Genomic DNA, 17,016 nt, shown 5'->3' with positions numbered 1-17,016 from the left:
GCATTCGTGCCATATGCATAGGACGGATCGACACAGCGCCCCAAGTCTTCAAGTTCAGCATATAGCTTCATTGAAAAAATAAAAGCTGCCTGAAAGGATCGTTTCCTTTTGAGGCAGCTTCCAGTTCATAAACTTCGATGCGACCAGCGCTGCTTAACGTACCAGCCAGCCGCCGTCCACCGCCAAGATATGACCGTTCATATAGTCGGAACCCTGACTGGCGAGGAAAACCACAACTCCCATCAAATCAGACGGATCGCCCCAACGACCCGCAGGAATACGCGACAGGATTTCTTGATTGCGATTTTCATCCGCACGGATTGGAGCTGTATTTGCCGTAGCAATATAACCCGGCGCAATCGCATTAATCTGAACGTTATGAACTGCCAGCTCGTTCGCAAATGCCTTGGTCAAACCAGCTACCGCATGCTTGCTCGCTGTATACGGCGGAACGAATTTGCCGCCCTGAAAAGCAAGCATAGAAGCGACATTGATAATCTTCCCGCTTTTTTGCTCTACCATCACCTTTGCCACTTCCTGGCTCAGATGATATACGGCATTCAGGTTAATCTCCATGACAGCGTCCCAATCCTCATCTTTATACTCCAGCAGAGGGGCGCGACGAATCGTACCTGCATTGTTTACAAGGATATCAATTTTACCGAATTCATTGACGCATTCTTCTACAATTTTTTTAATGGATTCTTTCTCTGTCAGATCTGCCTGATAAAAGGCAACCTTCACACCCGTTGGCTCCAGCAAACGTCTTGTTTCTTCATACTCATCATTGTTAGCTACAATGAACAGGTCTGCACCCGCTTTGGCCAAAGCTACGGAATACCCTTGACCCAAACCAGTGTTGCCTCCTGTTACAATCGCCGTTTTACCTTTTAGACTGAAAAAATCCAATGAAAAATGGTCCAGACCCATGTCTACGCCTCCATCACAAATTAGTATAAAAACCTATATTTCCTGAAGCCTACAGCGCTGCGCGTACTTCTTTATATTTAGCTACATAACGTGCTGCATTTTCTGTGATCAAGTCGTAGCGACCTTCCTTGGCTGGAGCCGTCAAATTACCCCCAATTCCCACAGCTACACATCCGTTACGCAGCCAGGTTTCCATATTATCCAGATCAACGCCACCCGTTGGCATAATCTGCACATGAGGCATTGGACCTCTGACGGCCTTCACAAAGTCCGCCCCCATTGCACTGCCTGGGAACAACTTCACGACATCGCTACCCAATTTCATGGCTTCCTTGATCTCATTCAGCGTCATACAGCCAGGCATATAAGGAATCGCGTACAAATTGCATAGCTTCGCTGTTTCTTCTTCAAAAGAAGGACTCACGACAAACTCTGCTCCGGCCAGAATAGCAATTCTCGCCGTCAGTGACTCCAGTACCGTTCCTGCACCAATCACTGCCCGATCCTTAAATTCGTCTTTCAATCTTCGAATGACCTGATCCGCATCCGGCGTCGTAAATGTAAGCTCAATATTATCCAAGCCGCCTTCAATGCAGGCTTTAGACATGAGATACGCTTCCTCCGCTGTGTTTCCCCGAATGACTGCGACGACACCTACCGAAGTGATATGTTCCAAAACTTTCTTTTTCGTCATGTTCCTGATCCTTTCCACGAATGGGATGACCATGTACCTCAGCCGCTTGCAGGTTTACGCTCCAATACACTAATCGGATTAACGCAACTCGCTCATGGCAACCTGATCCATGTCTTTGTATGTTTTATTTTCACCGGCCATGCCCCAAATGAAGGTATAGCTGCCCGTAGCCGCACCACAGTGGATAGACCAAGGTGGAGAAATAACGGCTTCATCATTTTTCATTACCAGATGACGCGTTTCGTTCGGTTCACCCATCAGGTGGAACATTCTTGCGTTCTCATCCAGTTCAAAGTAGAAATATACTTCCATCCGACGGTCATGAACATGTGTCGGCATAGAGTTCCATACACTGCCGTTTTCCAACGTCGTCATCCCCATAACCAATTGGCAACTTTGAATGCCTTCATCATGGATAAAGCGACGCAACGTACGGTTGTTAGCTGTTTCCTGCGAACCCAGACTTTCAGACGGTACATCGGCAAAAGACTGTTTCGTCGTCGGATACGTGGTATGAGCCAGGGCCGAAACGATATAAAATTTCGCAGGCTTTCCACTGGAATCGCTTTCAAAGATCAACTCCTTGCCACCTTTACCTACGTAGAGACAGTCTTTTGTGGCCAGCTCGTAAGTTTCACCGTCCACCTTGACCGTACCGCTACCCCCAACATTAAAAATGCCCAGTTCGCGGCGCTCCAGGAAAGTTTCCGCTTTGATTTGATCGTTACCTTCCAGTGCAACAGATTTATTCACGGGATAAATGCCCCCGATAATGACACGATCTTCATGCGTATAGACCAGCTTTACCTCCTCAGGTACAAACAGTTCCTGGATTAGATAGTGCTGACGCAACTCTTCAGTCGTAAAATGTTTGGCATGTTCGGGATGAGTTGAATAACGCATTTCCATAAAAACATTCCTCCTGTTTAGATAAACTTTTTTATCAACGGAATTGTTATAAAAGCGGTTTCTAACTCTACTTCTTAGCTAGAATTGTAATAATTATCTAAGGGGGTGTCAACCTAAAACTTCGATTTTCCTAGAAAAACCCTTAATACACACGAAGTTTCACACGTTTTTTACCTTTTGATAAACAAAACCACATTTTTTTATCTATATTACCCAAAAAGTTTTTAGCAAATATATCAACTTCATCATTGTGAAAAACCGATTTATGTGATAATTTCAATTTATTCAGTTGGTGCATGCGCTTACAGATTAAGTTTACTAAACACAAGGAGGAATTCAAATGACCGCAACATTGGATGCTGTTACCTTCGGAGAACCGATGGCCATGTTTTACGCCAATGAAGCAGGCTCTCTGGATGAGGTGCGTTCATTCACCAAAGCGTTGGCCGGGGCAGAGACGAATGTTTCGGCAGGTTTGTCGCGTTTGGGGCTACGAGCCGGACTCGTAACCAAACTCGGCGAGGATACGTTCGGCAAGTTCATTGCCGATGCGCTACGTCAGGAAGGAATCGACACCCAGAATGTCATGTTTACCAAAGACCACTCTACCGGGATGCTGATTAAATCCAAAGTTATAAGTGGGGACCCCGAGGTGGAATACTTCCGCAAGCATTCCGCCGCTTCCACACTGAGCATCGCTGATTTTAACGAAGCTTACTTTGCCGGGGCTCGCCATCTGCATTTTACAGGTATTTCCGTTGCCCTCTCCGCTGAATGCCGCGAATTCGCACGACATGCGCGGCAATTCATGAAGAAGGCAGGCAAAACCGTATCCTTCGATCCTAACCTCAGACCCAAATTATGGCCTGACACACAAACGATGGTGGAGGCGATTAACGAAGCATCTGAGGGGTGCGACTGGCTTCTACCGGGGATTCATGAAGGTAAAATATTGACGGGCTATACTTCGCCCGAGGATATTGCTTCGTTCTACCTTGACCGTGGTACCTCACTGGTCATCATCAAGCTGGGAACCGAAGGCGCATATTACAAATCCGCAGATGCTGAGGGATATGTCAAACGCTTCCGCGTAGATCAAGTCGTGGATACCGTCGGTGCGGGTGACGGATTTGCCGCAGGTGTTATCAGCGCGCTACTGGAAGGCTTGCCCCTGGCAGAGGCAGTCAAACGCGGTAATGCACTTGGTGCGCTGGCTGTCATGTCAGCCGGAGACATGGATGGCTATCCGACGCGAGCCGAACTGGAATCTTTTTTGCTCAGCGCCAGCACAAATTAGTCCGGGATCATCCCCCGCGTAACCTTCACTGCTATGAGCGCAAGCTCAACAAAGGCCGCATCCAAAGTCGGCTTAACTTCCAATAGCCCGTATTCGCATTTGTGTGACCTGAGCAGCATACGCATACTCAGGTCGTACAAAGGAATACGGGCTATTTTATAATATAAGACATGATGCTCGTCTACAGCGTTTTGACGGATTCTCCCCGATTGATATCCGGCACAAATCGGTAAATAATCGGAACCGATTCGCCGCCTTCCTCAATACTGGACAGCAGCGTTTTTGCCGCCTGCTTCCCCATATCCGCAATCGGTTGCGTAATGGTCGTAATCGGCGGATTGTAAATATGGGCAAACTCCGCATCGTCAATTCCGATAATGGACAGCTCTGCCGGAATGCGTATACGGCGGGCATTCACATACTTCAACACCTCAGCCAACACGATATCATTCCCGGCCAACAGCGCAGTCGGCGGCTCAGGCAGTTGGAAAAGCTCCTTCAGCGTCTGCTGGATTTCTTCTCTCGGCACGCTGTGCATATATTCTTCTCGAAATGGCATGCCATGCTCTTCCAATGCCTTCTTGTATCCGCTGAGCCGCTCCACTCGTGGAGTAATCCGATTCAAGCCAAGGGGCAAGGTAATCAGCGCAATTCGCTCATGCTTGTGAGCCACAAGTTCCTGAATCGCCAGCTTAATCGCCATTTCGTTATCCAACAGCAGGCTACGTGTATTGACACCGTCCACCAAGCGGTCCAAAAACACCAATGGATACTTTTCACGAATGAGCTGGTTGTAAATGTCTGCATGCTTGCCTGTCGGGAAGATAATTAAGCCGTCCACTTGACGGGCCTTGAGCATCTCAATATACTGGCCTTCCTTGTCGGGGTTTTCATCGGCGTTGCAAATGATCACCTGAATGCCGAAAAGCTGCAATTCCTCCTCAATCGCACGGATAGACTGGATCGACAGCGTATAATCAATGTTGGCTACAATGACTCCCACCATAAATGTCCGGTTCTGCTTCAAGCTGCGGGCCAGCCCGTTAGGCTGATAATTCAGCTCTTGAATAACTTCGGCAATCCGGTCCCTTGTCTGGTCGCTCATATATTTATATCGTTTGTTCAGAAATTGCGAGACAGTGCTTTTAGACACTCCTGCCTTCTGGGCAACATCTTCAATCGTCGGCTTCTTCATCGGTACACTCCTTGTCTTTCATGTACTGCGTTAGTGCAACAAAAGTATATCTTTTTTTTAGTAAATTTACCAGACTTCTATTTATGAAAGCCATTATGATATAAGTTGAACTTCAAAATTGCCTATCGTGCCACTGTATAAAAGGATGGTTCTCCCGGCAGCAAAAGAGGCAGTTCAAGATGTTCTCTTGAACTGCCTCCACGTATACAACTCTATCGAAAAGCTAGGTTCCAGTTGGCCCTAAATACTACTCGGATCAGTGTGCTGGAACAGGCGTTGCAGACTGATCTGGTGTATCGTGCTCGATCAGCGCATGCTTTTCCCATAACCGGCTTTTCCAGCGGGCATACATGATGACAGCACGAGTCCATTCATCAGCAGCAATCGCCAGCCACACACCGGCGAGCCCCATATCCAGCTTGAACACCAGCAGATAACCCAGCGGCAAGCTCATGCAGACCATAGAGATTAGTCCCATAAAAACCGGGAACTTGGCATCTCCAGCAGCACGCAACGAGTTAATAATGACGATATTCGTCGTCCGGCCAGTTTCTAGCAGAATGCTAAGTAAAATGACTTGCGCTCCTAAGCGGATAATTTCAGGGTTCTCTGTAAATAAACCGAGCAAAGGTACACGGAAAAAGATAACCACCGCATCAATAATCACAGTCACGAGTAGCGCCCATTTCACACTGTTCAATACACGTTTATAAGCCGTATCCTTCTCTCTGGCTCCCACGAGCCTTCCCACTACGATAGCCGTTCCCATACCAACGGCCATACTGAACAAATAAATATAGCTCGAAATATTATTGGCATATTGACGTGTCGCCATCGCTTCTGCGCCCAGATAGGTCACATACAGTGTGAATATGAGCTGACACGACTGATACATGATAGACTCCAGCGCGGATGGTACACCAATACGCAATATTTTAGAGATAAACTTTTTGGACAAGTGAACGTAATATTTCCACTCGACACGAACCTCAGTGACCCGGTACATCAGCCAGAAGAAGATCAAGAGACAAATAAAGCGGCTACCTACTGTAGAAATAGCAGCACCTTCTACACCGAGTGCTGGCATTCCCCAATGCCCCAAAATCAAAACATAGTTGCCGACCACGTGGATCACGTTCATAAAAACCGATACATACATCGTTTCTTTGGTAAAACCGTGCGTACGAATGGTCGCCGCCAGCGCGTTAATCAATGCCTGAAGGAAAATAGCCCCCCCGACGATGCTCATATAGGATTCCGCATACGTAAGAATGTCCCCCTGGACATTCAACCATTGCAACATATGCGTACCAAACACAAGAAAAATTACGCTTAGCAAAAGACCTACCATCAAATTCAACGTAATGGCCGTACCTGTAACCTGGGCCGCTTCGACTAGTTTCTTAGAACCGATATATTGAGCTACGACGATAGCAGCGCCGTTGCCGATAACCTCCAGTACAAGGATAGCGATTGAAATAATTTGGTTGGACGCGCCCACACCCGACACTGCATTATCAGATACAGAGCTGAGCATGAATGTATCGACGCTTCCCATTAACATAAACAGGAATAATTCAAGGAAAATAGGCCATGTCAAACGGAACAAATTCAGTTCCTTGGCTTCGGACAATACCGAACCATTTTTTAGTGCTCTGGTTGTCATTCATTCACCTTTCTTCATAGATTTATTTAACGATCAAAAGGTATGTTAGCATAGTCATTCTGAAAATACATCCCGTTTACGTAAAATGGTTTGCAAAATGCGTAAGAATTCATTTATCACCCTCTTTATAATTGATTATCGAACTTTATTGAAACAGGATATTACAAGAATATACCGGCAAATCTGGGCTTATCGACGCAATTATGAGCTAAAGAGTATAATAGAATACGAGCCTGTGAGCATTGCCGCTGACAGGTTGTGAAAATTGTTGTACGCTTCCTAAGCATAATTCACGAATTAAAGAGGGAATATATAGGACATTCATAGGGTTAAAAGGTAATAAAGGAGGCTTTTACAGATGACTCAATCATTTCAAGCCCTTGTCGTCGATCAGACGCAGGACGGTGAAGTTCAAGCAGAGGTGCGTTCTCTGGAAGCTAGCAGTTTACCTGCTGGAGAAGTATTGATTCGTGTCGCTTATTCCAGCATCAACTATAAAGATGGGCTTGCTGCCCGCAAGGATGGCAATATCGTCAAATCCTATCCGTTCGTACCAGGCATAGATTGCTCGGGAACCGTCGTCTCTTCGGAGGATAGCCGCTTTAGCGAAGGACAAGCGGTGCTCGTTTCCGGATACGGGCTGGGTGTGTCTCAATTCGGAGGATTCAGCCAATATGCACGCGTGCCTGCGGACTGGGTGGTTCCACTTCCAGACGGACTCACGCCGAGAGAGGCGATGATTTTCGGGACAGCCGGATTCACCGCGGCCCTGTCGTTATATCGGCTGGAGCAAAACGGCGTTACTCCGGAGCAGGGGAAGGTACTTGTCACCGGAGCGACGGGCGGCGTAGGCGGGGCAGCTATTGCCTTGCTGAACAAGAGAGGCTATCATGTCGTAGCCAGCAGTGGCAAGGCCGATGCGCATGATTACCTCAAGGCGCTCGGAGCAGCCGAGGTTATTTCTCGCGAGGAGGTCTACGACGGCGCGGAGAGCATCCGCCCGCTGAGCAAGCAGCTTTGGCAAGCGGCTGTTGATCCTGTAGGGGGAAAGCCGCTCGCTTCGCTGCTCAGCCAGATCGCCTACAACGGCTCCGTTGCCGTGAGCGGCCTGACGGCAGGAACCAAGCTGCCTACGACGGTGCTGCCGTTTATTTTGCGCGGCGTAAGTCTGCTGGGCATAGACTCTGTCTTCTGCCCATACGACACCCGTGTAGCGATCTGGAAGCGACTTGGCAGCGAATGGAAGCCGGAACAGCTAGAGCAGCTCGTTGAGCGCGAAGTCGGATTGGCCGACCTGCCCAGCGCGCTCGAAGACATCCTTGCAGCCCGCTCGCAAGGAAGAACGCTTGTACGACTGGCTGACTAAGCAGAAAGATATCGGCAATCTATCTGTTAACCTGGTTTTGCGTGAGGAAATATTCATTCCGTAGGGTCTAGCTTTGCAAAACATAAGAAGCTTGTAAATCTGAACTTTTGAGATTTACAGGCTTCTTTTTTCGTGTGATACATTTGAAGAAAAACAAAATATATCGAATCAGACGGTTTACTTTTCGCAACCAAATGAACCTTATGAGGGCCTCAGTTGTTATATAGATAAACTGCACAAGAAAGGAGAGCACATCATTGGAGAGTAATCGAGAGTTGTTTGATTTGTATCAACGAGATGTATACCGAACCTGCTACTACATGGTACATAACGCATCGGATGCAGAGGATTTAACGCAGGAAGTGTTTATCACCCTGTTTCGCAGCAATCGTGAACAGATCGAACAACTAAAAGCCTGGATTATGAAAATTACGGTCAATCATTGTCTGAATTACCTTAAACGCCGGAAAAGCCTGCATTTGAAAGTATCGGCTAATCCCTATTTATTTAGCGGGGCGGAAGGTAAGCCTGTAGACAAGCTGGTGGAAGAACGCGAATCGACAGAAGAATGGATCGTTTATATGAATCGCCTTCCAGCCAAAATCCGCGCTGTGCTGACCCTCCGCTATATGCATGATTTCACACTGGCAGAAATATCAAAACTGCTGGAAATTCCGCTGGGAACCGTCAAATCGAGGACTCATAAAGGGCTAAAGTTATTGGAGCAAATACTGCGGGATGCAGGTGTAGAAATTCCCGAGATGGAAGGAGAGAACTATGAACAACGTAGAAAAGGCATTGAAGCGCAAGTTAAATAATGATTCGGAAATGGCCTATCCTGACTTCGATGAGATGTGGAACCGGATGGAACAGACAGGGCATACTGCCCCTACGCTAACCGACACTTTCGATTCATTCACTCCGCACCGACATAGAAATTGGCGCAAAATAGCTATCGCCGCCTCTCTGAGTGCGCTTCTCGTTGCCGTTCCCGTCTATGCCGCCATCCATTATAATTGGGGCAATCTGCTGCACGGAAGAAGCGGCATTCAGACGGCACTAAATCAAGACCTTGGACAGCCCTTGGAGCAATCCGTAACCAGAGACGGAGTGAAGCTGACGCTGCATACCGCTATTGTCGATGAGAACCGGACCGTGATTCTGTACAGCTTGGAGGTCGGAAAACGGGCAGAGAACGAGTTTTGGAATGTCAAAGGCGTATCGCTAAAAGGTGCTGCGGGGGAAAGCAGTGCAGGGGAATATAACTTTCAGCAATGGGACCCGAAAAATCAACGGTACAACGGGTACTTTGAAAGTGACTGGACACCGCAGCAAGAAACAGAGAACGTGCGGCTGACCGTAGATCATATGGAGCTCACCAGCGTTCAGGAACTGGAATTGCCGCTCGATATCACATCGCCTCAGATGCAGACATTCAAGCTGGATCGTAACGGCTTACAAGATATGAAGGTACAGGTATTTCAACAAGGGAAGGATAAGCTGATGCTGTCCTCGGCAATCACCTTCGATTCATCGATACCCAAGAGATGGGATAATCCGCAAATCGTTGCTTACAAAGGCAACAAGCCTGTGATGTCGCAGCCTGGGGGGACTTTTGGCAAACCCGGAGATAACGGGGAGTATACAGCACAGCAGTATTTTTCTAAAGCAGATATACCAGAAGGACAGACTGCTTTCAAACTGCAATATGCGCAAACTGAGAAAAGTACACATGAACCCATAAACTTTGATCTACAGCTAAGCAAGAAGAAAATGGAAAGCGGGACGATTAAAAGTGTGCTGAATACCCCGTTGGAGAACGGCAATCCGAATTTTACATTAGAACAAATGATTGTCACACCTACACAAATCCGTGTCACGATCAGAAGCGAAAAGAAATTCGCCATGTTACCTTATCAAAAGTACTTTCTTTCTGTGAACGGCACAACGTTAGAGGGTAGCCGTTGGTCTTCACCTGATCAGGAGCACGATCTGAATACGATCCGTTTTGAACGACCGTCCCATCTTGTGATTACCAAGGACACTCCTATTACTTTTACAGGCAAATATAAAGTCACGATCCATTCGGATGACAAAACACCACAGCTTTTAACTGATATATCTGACCAGAAGCAGACACTAACCACGCAAATAGGTGGCTATCCTGTGAAGTGGACTTACTACAAACAAGGGGCAGATTTGTTTGTGGAAACAGAGAGCGAAGATGCTCGGTTTGGAGGGATTAACCAGACGCATATTGGCCTGGGTAAAGAACGGATCATTGGCAAGCCGATCACAGCCAATTTTGCCGGAGACGGCAATAACAAGGCAGTGGATGTCTACAAGAATTTCAAAGGGAAGGAAGCTTCTATCTATATGTTCTACTATACAACGGACGACCCGGAAGCAGAGACAACCGTACCCTTGCAGCCCATGACAAGCAACAGTGAAGCATCTAAATAGCAATGCTATAAAAAGAGGGCCCTCTATACCTGTGTGAACCGTGGTATAGGGACCCCTCTTTATTTTCCTAGTAAGGCACAGTCTGCCTGGAACGATTGACTCCTACCCTACTTCACAGAACCTTGCGTAACGCCATTGATAATCCATTTTTGTGCAATCAGATAGACGATAATCATCGGCAGCAAGGCCATCAGATACGAGGCAAAGGCCAAATTAAAGTCGGTATTGAACTGCCCCTGAAATACATACTGGACGAGCGGTAGCGTATACTGCTCCGCATCGCTAATAATAATGAGCGGCAGCAGGAAGTCGTTATAGGTGGACAGACAAGTGAGAATCCCCACCGTAGCACTAATCGGCGCCATCAGCGGGAATATAATGCGCCAAAATGTCCCCCATGTCGTCGCACCATCTACCGTAGCTGCCTCTTCCAATGCCACCGGTATGGAGCGAATATAACCGACATACACGAAGACATTAAACGCCAAACCATACACCGTATGCAGCACAATGAGACCCAACAGATTAGTCATATGAAGGCCCGAGGCCAGTTTTACAATCGGCAACATGATGATGGGGAACGGTATAAACATGGCGCTCACAAAATAAAAATATAATCCCTTAAAAAAGCGTCGCTGCATATTACGGGCAATCGCATAAGCGACCATCGAATTGGTTAGCAAAGTGAGTATGACCGTCGATGTCGTGACCATCACACTGTTCTGAAAAGCGCTGAAGAAATTGGTCATTTCCACTGCACGACTAAAATTTTCCCAATGCAGTTCGGTCGGAAAGGCAAAGGCAGAATGTGCCATCTGCTCGGGATTTTTAAGGGCTATCGTCACCGTCATATAGAGAGGAAACAGAATAAATATTGTCCCCAATGCTACCAGAAGCAGTACAGGCCAGTTCGTACGTCTGCTTGTTTTCATCAGTTATCCATCTCCCTTCTCTGGAGGAATCGCAGCTGTAAGATGGAAATGATCGCGATCACAATAAAGTAAATAACAGAGTTAGCCGACTGATAAGCAAATTCTCCGCCTCTGAAGCCCCCGGTGTATATCAGGTGGGATATCGACTGCGTGGCCCGTCCCGGCCCACCATTCGTCAAAGCCACGATCTGATCGAACACCATCAGGGAATTTTTCATCGCCAATACCATATTGATCGTAAAAAACGGTGCAATTAATGGAAAGGTAATGCTCCAGAATTCGCGCCATTTACCCGCACCGTCCAAATTGGACGCCTCATACAGACTTGTCGGAATGGTTTGCAGCCCAGCCAGATAGAGAATCGTATTAAAGGCAATCCCCTGCCATACGGCTACGATGACCACTCCTACCCAAGCCAACTGCTCACTGCCTAAGATGTTTGTCGATAATGAACTGATGCCTAAGTTCTGTCCCCAGATCGTAAATACATTCGAGAACAGGTAATTGAATATGTAACCTACGATCAACACGCTCAAAATATTAGGTAAGAAATAAATCCCGCGAAAGAAATTACGGAAACGTATTTTAGCGTTCAGCCCCATGGCAATCAGCAAGCTGAGAATATTAATCGCAATGGTAACCACAATCGCAAATTTGAAAGTAAACCAGTAAGCATTGCCCACATTGTCGTCTTGAAACAAATTAATATAGTTCTTAAACCCGACAAAGTGGTACTGATGACCAAAGCCGTTCCAGTTCGTGAGTGAATAATAAAATCCCTGCAAAGCAGGCAAGGTCAAAAATACAAAAAACAATAGCTCCGCCGGCACCGTCATCCAGTAAAAAGTCGTTAGTCGCTTATTCATGTCTCCTCCTCCTCTCTTATCGGCGGTTAGCTACCTTATTCCACTCCCGGTCGAGCTTGGCTAGATAGGCATCGATGTCTCCGTTTTGCAGGAAAGCCTGCACAATAGAATTCAATTGGACCGCTTTGGGAATATAATGATCGGCAAAATCAATGACACGGCCTGATTTAAAATACGGCAATAGCTCCGCCACACTTGGATCATCCTGCGTGACTCCCTTCACCGCCGAAAACAGCGTTTGCTCTGTAATGTATTGCTTGCTATTCTCTGGCTTCAACAAAAAGGCAATGAACTCCTCGGCCTCCTTTTTATGCGGAGTGCTCTCCGATACGGCTAATAGCGTATCTATACCAGACACCAGCTTGACCGCCTTTGCGTCATTCCCTGTCGGTAATGGGAAAAAACCAAGCTCCACTTTCGGGTTGGCTTTGCGAATCTCAGAAATGGCCCACGAGCCCTGAATGTACATCAATCCCTGCCCGTTAGCGAAGGCACGATTGCCGTCGGCATAGTTTTTGCCAAAATTATCATTATGCCCGTATTTCAATAGCTCCAGCTGCTTTTCAGCAACCTCGCGATACTTGTCCTGAAAGGTGACCTGATTTTCACGCCGTTGCAGAAAAAAATCAATGCCCACCAGATTCGGGCCCAGCGCATTAAAGGGGAGGTTCGTTTGCCAATCATCTTTATATGTAAAATAGAAAGGAATTTTGCCAGCAGCCTTGATCTTTTGCGCTGTTGCAATCAGCTCATCCCACGTTTTGGGCACCTGTAATCCCATTTCTTTAAAAAGCGTTTTGTTATACATCACACCATTCGCATTCGCAGCATAAGGAATTCCATACACAGGATCGACCCCGGTCACATCCTTAAGCATCTTGAGGTAAATCGGATCAATCGTACGTGGCAATTCTGTATTCGCCAGATCCGTAAAAATACCGCTTTGTGCCAAAATGGAGTAGGTATCGGTGGCCCCAAGCCCCACAATGTCAGGTACATCGTTTTTGACAACCCGTGTCAATAACACGGTCTCTGCCTCTGGCGGGTTGACCTGTGTCACTTCAATACCGGGATGTTCCTGATTGAATTGAGAGATTAGCTTATCGAATGAACCCTTGGCCTCCGGCTTGTTTTGAAAGAATTCAATTTTCACCTTACCTGAATCATCGCCCTTGTTGCATGCGCTCACAAAAACAGCCAACAAAAGGATCGCCGCCAGTGTAGACAGCTTTTTGGCCCAACTCCACATGCTCATACCTCCTTTTCCCCTATGTCAATCTATGCAGGACTAAACAATTAATACCCGTCCCTTATGGAAAAGAAACGATACACCGTGTTTGGCGGTTATATAGTAAAAGGGTACTCATCTTCGCTCTTGTTTTTCTGTTTTGTTCAGGTATTGGGTTATTGAATGGGAGTACAACATATACTGCCTTGGGATTCCATGTAAGCGGAACCAGCTTGAAGGATGCTAATGAAAATACCTTGAGTCTCAGGAGGAATTAGTATGTTAAAAAAGATCCAACCGGCCTTCAAACGGTCGATTGGATCTTTTCTTACTTTTATTATGTTCAGGTTAGGGAATAACATGACATATCTTAGCGAATTAGAAGAGCAGCGTCCCAATCCGGATTTTCATTTCCTATCAATGAAGCCAACACCAAGGCAACTCCAGCACTTCCATTCAGAAAGCCAGCCTCATCTACTTCTGCTAGTCTCCCATCCAATAGGCTATGATCATAAAAGCCAAACGCCGAATTAGTATCGAACATATCCAGCACTTCTTCTAGTAGCCTGTCTCGCATCATACCTAACTGCTCATGGCCCGTATCTGAATACATACGCTGGATCAGATGCAACAATCCCCCAATACCATGACACAATGTCGCAGAAGATAGTCCTCCTTTACGATAGAGCCTTTTTTCTATATCCAAGTATGCACGTAGTCCCGTTTCGATCCAATCTTTATTTTGAAGAGCTTGTCCCGCCAGCCAGATCGAACGTGCAATGCCTGGTACGCCATAACACCAGGAATCACGATAATACTGCGTGCTTTCAGGCTGCAGACGGTTATCCACCCATTCCTCAAGGGAAACACGCCCAGGCCAAATCACGCCCTCAGTATCCTGAACACGCCAATGATGTATAAATTGTGACAGTCTGTTGATATCGCCCACTAAAGGGAGGGAGTCGGCTCCATTAAGAGCAGACAGGCTCAGAAAAGCTAATGGACCCGCGATACCATGCGAAAGCCCTAAATTAAAATTTCCCTGCGGATATTGTTTCTTTTCATTCTCTTGAAATTGATTCTCCGTGGTAATATACCATCCAGGTACAGGATGTCCATTCCAAGTACGGTCGCTGCACATTATCTGAAACAATTCAATCGTCTGGTTCCATATGGTATGCATAGTCGGGCGGTCAGAAAATAACATGGCGATGCGTCCGATCCCTGTAAAGCCTGATATGGCGTCATACTGGCTCATTTGTAATTGTCCTCTTCCCCATTCCTCCCGACATAGGGCCAAGCTATGTAAAGCAGCCTCTTCGAACCAGGAGGCAAGGGAATCAAGCATTCCTTGATAACGTGTGCCCTTCCTGGATAAAGAGTAAATAGCCAGCAAAATACCTGATAATCCACTATACAGGGATAAGTCATGGACACCCTTTTGCTCCACGATCATACGAATTCGCTCTAAATATTGGTGTCCTACAATATCCCAACCATCCTCAGGGTATAGTCGATCCAACTGACCCATTAACAAACAGATGCCCGTGAACCCACTTCCCAAACTTCCATCTGACCAACGGTCCATCTTCATCCCATCAGCCTCTATCGGGGGCGTTTTTTTCATATACATACGCACTTGATCGGGGTCTTTGTAACGATTGGAAATCTCTTGTAAGATTACAGTTACTTTATCCTTCATATCCAAATTAATGGGTATCCATTTATCACAAATATATGAAGTCGTCGTCATCCTAGCACCCTCCCTCCGCTTTCAATTAAGGAAGCTTCTTCATCGAATGAGCTGGCCTGAATGTTGTACATCTCTGCGTATAGCCCATTGAGTAACATCAGCTCCTTATGTGTTCCCTGCTCCACAATTAAACCATTGTCCATTACCACAATTTTATGTGCCAGACGTGCTGATGAAATCCGATGAGTAATAAAAATACCAATGCTATCCTTCATCAACTCCAAAAATAATACCAACAAATCCTGTTCTGCCACAGGATCCAAGAAGGAACTTGGCTCATCCAAAATATACACATCTGCTTTACGCAGGAAAGCCCGTGCGATTGCTATTCGCTGCCATTGGCCTCCTGAGAGTTGGTAGCCATCCTCAAACCATTTACCAAGCTGTGTGTCCAAACCTTGTGGAAGTTTGGCTATAATCTGGTCTATAGCTGCGCACTGGGCTGCATGGATGAGCTCCTCATCCTGCTTCATAAGCCCTAATGATCCAAACCCAATGTTATGACGTGCTGACATTTCATAATGCATGAAATCTTGAAACACGACTCCAATTTTGTCTTGAACCTGCTGCAGATCATAATCCTGAACGGGACGGTCGTTAATTTTAATGACGCCACTATAATCAGAATAAAGCTGCATCAGGATCTTCATAAGCGTCGATTTTCCTGATCCATTTTTCCCTACAATGGCTATCGTTTGTCCTTTAGTCATTGTTAAATGCATGTCCTGAATAGAAGCCTTCGATTGACCCGGGTACGTAAAGGAAACCCCTTCAATTGAAATTTGTTCAATGCAAAATCCGGTGCTGCTCTTTGGGTGATCCAGAAGTGCCTGTTCCTTTTGACGCCGAATGGGGTCCGATGTAGGCAACTGTAGAAATACAAATAACTGCTCCATATACAAATTATTTTGTGAAAATTGAACAATACCTTGGATTAGTGCCTGCATTTGACTTTGGGTTAGCATAATCGCTTGAATATAACCATATAAGTTCCCTATTAATATTTTTTTCACAAAGGTTTCCTGGATTGCCATCCATACTATCCATAACAGAACAGAAAGTTCAAGCAAACTGTACAGGAAAGTAATTCTAACTCTTTTGCCCAATATACGCCTGTCTTCTACAAAAAATCTTTGCAGTAAATTCTCATATCTTTTTAGTAAATAAGGACCCAAATTAAAAATCTTCACTTCTTTGACCGCACGATCATTTGTAAGCAAATAGGTCATATACCATGACTGTCGATATAACGGGGTACGATTCATATAGATTTCAAACTGTTCTTTGTTTAACTTAAAAATCGAGTAAACCGACACCAGTGAAATCACAAATAGAATAACCACAACCCACCATTTCCATAAGAAAAGTAAAACTGCCGAAGACAGCATGGTAACTAGACTAGATAAAATACCAGCCATTTGTGTATATAATTGGTAAGGTCGATAGGAAGCTTCTTGGGAAGCCCGCTTTAGCTGGTCGTTGATTTGAGAATTTTCATAATCCGCCAGTCCCAAGTAGCCTGATTTTTCTCCAATCATGATATTTAATGACTTGGACAGCACAGATTCAAGGACGCCCTCTACATAACTCTGACTCATCGTAACTAGACTTTTTAAAACGTGAATAAATATAAAGAGACCAAATTGTAGCATAATTATAGAGATATCATGAGGACTAGAAGAAACAATACTATTAAGTAAATTTTGCATGATAACCA

The 17,016-nt window shown here is 45.9% G+C and carries 14 protein-coding genes; 4 read left to right on the top strand and 10 right to left on the bottom strand.

The genetic code is table 11. From position 1 onward, the window contains the following. Positions 1-153 precede the first annotated feature (153 nt). The 3 genes from kduD to kduI form a co-directional block, all read right to left on the bottom strand. Complete coding sequence (gene kduD, locus ACEN8J_RS23880; protein ID WP_069010990.1) at positions 154-930, bottom strand: 2-dehydro-3-deoxy-D-gluconate 5-dehydrogenase KduD; 777 nt, start codon at positions 928-930, stop codon at positions 154-156. A 49-nt stretch (positions 931-979) separates the two neighbouring features. After that, positions 980-1,624 carry a bifunctional 2-keto-4-hydroxyglutarate aldolase/2-keto-3-deoxy-6-phosphogluconate aldolase gene (locus ACEN8J_RS23875; RefSeq protein ID WP_029518665.1) on the bottom strand — a complete coding sequence of 215 codons (645 nt, stop codon included), beginning with the start codon at positions 1,622-1,624 and terminating at the stop codon, positions 980-982. Positions 1,625-1,702: 78 nt separating this feature from the next. After that, positions 1,703-2,533 carry a 5-dehydro-4-deoxy-D-glucuronate isomerase gene (kduI, locus tag ACEN8J_RS23870; protein WP_029518666.1) on the bottom strand — a complete coding sequence of 277 codons (831 nt, stop codon included), beginning with the start codon at positions 2,531-2,533 and terminating at the stop codon, positions 1,703-1,705. A gap of 340 nt (positions 2,534-2,873) precedes the next feature. Here kduI and ACEN8J_RS23865 point away from each other — a divergent pair, with 340 nt between their 5' ends. Beyond that, a complete protein-coding gene (locus tag ACEN8J_RS23865; RefSeq protein ID WP_029518667.1) occupies positions 2,874-3,830 on the top strand; it encodes a sugar kinase in 957 nt (318 codons plus the stop codon). Between the two features lie 181 nt (positions 3,831-4,011). Here the strand turns inward: ACEN8J_RS23865 and ACEN8J_RS23860 are convergent, their stop codons facing one another. After that, positions 4,012-5,025, bottom strand: a complete 1,014-nt coding sequence (locus ACEN8J_RS23860; RefSeq protein WP_029518668.1) for a LacI family DNA-binding transcriptional regulator — start codon at positions 5,023-5,025, stop codon at positions 4,012-4,014. A gap of 256 nt (positions 5,026-5,281) precedes the next feature. Beyond that, a complete protein-coding gene (locus ACEN8J_RS23855) occupies positions 5,282-6,691 on the bottom strand; it encodes an MATE family efflux transporter (RefSeq protein ID WP_029518669.1) in 1,410 nt (469 codons plus the stop codon). 358 nt (positions 6,692-7,049) lie between these two features. On the opposite strand from ACEN8J_RS23855, the gene ACEN8J_RS23850 reads away from it, so the two are divergent. The 3 genes from ACEN8J_RS23850 (at position 7,050) to ACEN8J_RS23840 (ending at position 10,520) form a co-directional block, all read left to right on the top strand. Then, positions 7,050-8,057: an acrylyl-CoA reductase family protein gene (locus tag ACEN8J_RS23850; RefSeq protein ID WP_029518670.1), complete on the top strand. Its 1,008-nt coding sequence runs from the start codon at positions 7,050-7,052 to the stop codon at positions 8,055-8,057. A 257-nt stretch (positions 8,058-8,314) separates the two neighbouring features. After that, on the top strand, positions 8,315-8,875 hold the full coding sequence (locus ACEN8J_RS23845; protein ID WP_029518671.1) for an RNA polymerase sigma factor: 561 nt from the start codon (positions 8,315-8,317) through the stop codon (positions 8,873-8,875). Next, the gene (locus tag ACEN8J_RS23840) at positions 8,835-10,520 is read left to right on the top strand and encodes a DUF4179 domain-containing protein (RefSeq protein WP_495594052.1); all 1,686 of its coding nucleotides are present in this window, start codon (positions 8,835-8,837) and stop codon (positions 10,518-10,520) included. Before ACEN8J_RS23845 ends, ACEN8J_RS23840 begins: the two co-directional genes overlap by 41 nt. A 107-nt stretch (positions 10,521-10,627) precedes the next feature. Here ACEN8J_RS23840 and ACEN8J_RS23835 read toward each other — a convergent pair whose 3' ends face one another. From ACEN8J_RS23835 to ACEN8J_RS23815, 5 genes are all read right to left on the bottom strand, one after another. Beyond that, positions 10,628-11,452, bottom strand: coding sequence for a carbohydrate ABC transporter permease (locus ACEN8J_RS23835; RefSeq protein WP_340957276.1), 825 nt, complete (start codon positions 11,450-11,452; stop codon positions 10,628-10,630). Further along, the gene (locus tag ACEN8J_RS23830) at positions 11,452-12,318 is read right to left on the bottom strand and encodes a carbohydrate ABC transporter permease (RefSeq protein WP_495594050.1); all 867 of its coding nucleotides are present in this window, start codon (positions 12,316-12,318) and stop codon (positions 11,452-11,454) included. Before ACEN8J_RS23830 ends, ACEN8J_RS23835 begins: the two co-directional genes overlap by 1 nt. Before the next feature lie 16 nt (positions 12,319-12,334). Beyond that, entirely contained in the window at positions 12,335-13,567 is a 1,233-nt protein-coding gene (locus tag ACEN8J_RS23825; protein ID WP_318627709.1) for an ABC transporter substrate-binding protein, read from the bottom strand. Positions 13,568-13,916: 349 nt separating this feature from the next. After that, a complete protein-coding gene (locus ACEN8J_RS23820; RefSeq protein WP_039271784.1) occupies positions 13,917-15,299 on the bottom strand; it encodes a lanthionine synthetase C family protein in 1,383 nt (460 codons plus the stop codon). Next, on the bottom strand, positions 15,296-16,897 hold the full coding sequence (locus tag ACEN8J_RS23815; RefSeq protein WP_165145874.1) for an ABC transporter ATP-binding protein: 1,602 nt from the start codon (positions 16,895-16,897) through the stop codon (positions 15,296-15,298). Before ACEN8J_RS23815 ends, ACEN8J_RS23820 begins: the two co-directional genes overlap by 4 nt. Positions 16,898-17,016: the final 119 nt, after the last annotated feature.

Source organism: Paenibacillus sp. Paensp38, from assembly GCF_059491915.1.
Note: the sequence above shows the minus strand (reverse complement) of the source record. Positions and strands in the feature narration are given on the sequence as shown.

Excerpts from the sequence above, each read along its gene's own strand:
- ACEN8J_RS23865 (WP_029518667.1), top strand. The coding sequence starts at position 2,874 with ATGACCGCAACATTGGATGCTGTTACCTTCGGAGAACCGATGGCCATG.
- ACEN8J_RS23825 (WP_318627709.1), bottom strand. The coding sequence starts at position 13,567 with ATGTGGAGTTGGGCCAAAAAGCTGTCTACACTGGCGGCGATCCTTTTG.
- ACEN8J_RS23855 (WP_029518669.1), bottom strand. The coding sequence starts at position 6,691 with ATGACAACCAGAGCACTAAAAAATGGTTCGGTATTGTCCGAAGCCAAG.
- ACEN8J_RS23835 (WP_340957276.1), bottom strand. The coding sequence starts at position 11,452 with ATGAAAACAAGCAGACGTACGAACTGGCCTGTACTGCTTCTGGTAGCA.
- ACEN8J_RS23840 (WP_495594052.1), top strand. The coding sequence starts at position 8,835 with ATGAACAACGTAGAAAAGGCATTGAAGCGCAAGTTAAATAATGATTCG.
- ACEN8J_RS23860 (WP_029518668.1), bottom strand. The coding sequence starts at position 5,025 with ATGAAGAAGCCGACGATTGAAGATGTTGCCCAGAAGGCAGGAGTGTCT.
- kduI (WP_029518666.1), bottom strand. The coding sequence starts at position 2,533 with ATGGAAATGCGTTATTCAACTCATCCCGAACATGCCAAACATTTTACG.
- ACEN8J_RS23875 (WP_029518665.1), bottom strand. The coding sequence starts at position 1,624 with ATGACGAAAAAGAAAGTTTTGGAACATATCACTTCGGTAGGTGTCGTC.
- ACEN8J_RS23815 (WP_165145874.1), bottom strand. The coding sequence starts at position 16,897 with ATGAGTCAGAGTTATGTAGAGGGCGTCCTTGAATCTGTGCTGTCCAAG.
- kduD (WP_069010990.1), bottom strand. The coding sequence starts at position 930 with ATGGGTCTGGACCATTTTTCATTGGATTTTTTCAGTCTAAAAGGTAAA.
- ACEN8J_RS23820 (WP_039271784.1), bottom strand. The coding sequence starts at position 15,299 with ATGACGACGACTTCATATATTTGTGATAAATGGATACCCATTAATTTG.
- ACEN8J_RS23830 (WP_495594050.1), bottom strand. The coding sequence starts at position 12,318 with ATGAATAAGCGACTAACGACTTTTTACTGGATGACGGTGCCGGCGGAG.
- ACEN8J_RS23850 (WP_029518670.1), top strand. The coding sequence starts at position 7,050 with ATGACTCAATCATTTCAAGCCCTTGTCGTCGATCAGACGCAGGACGGT.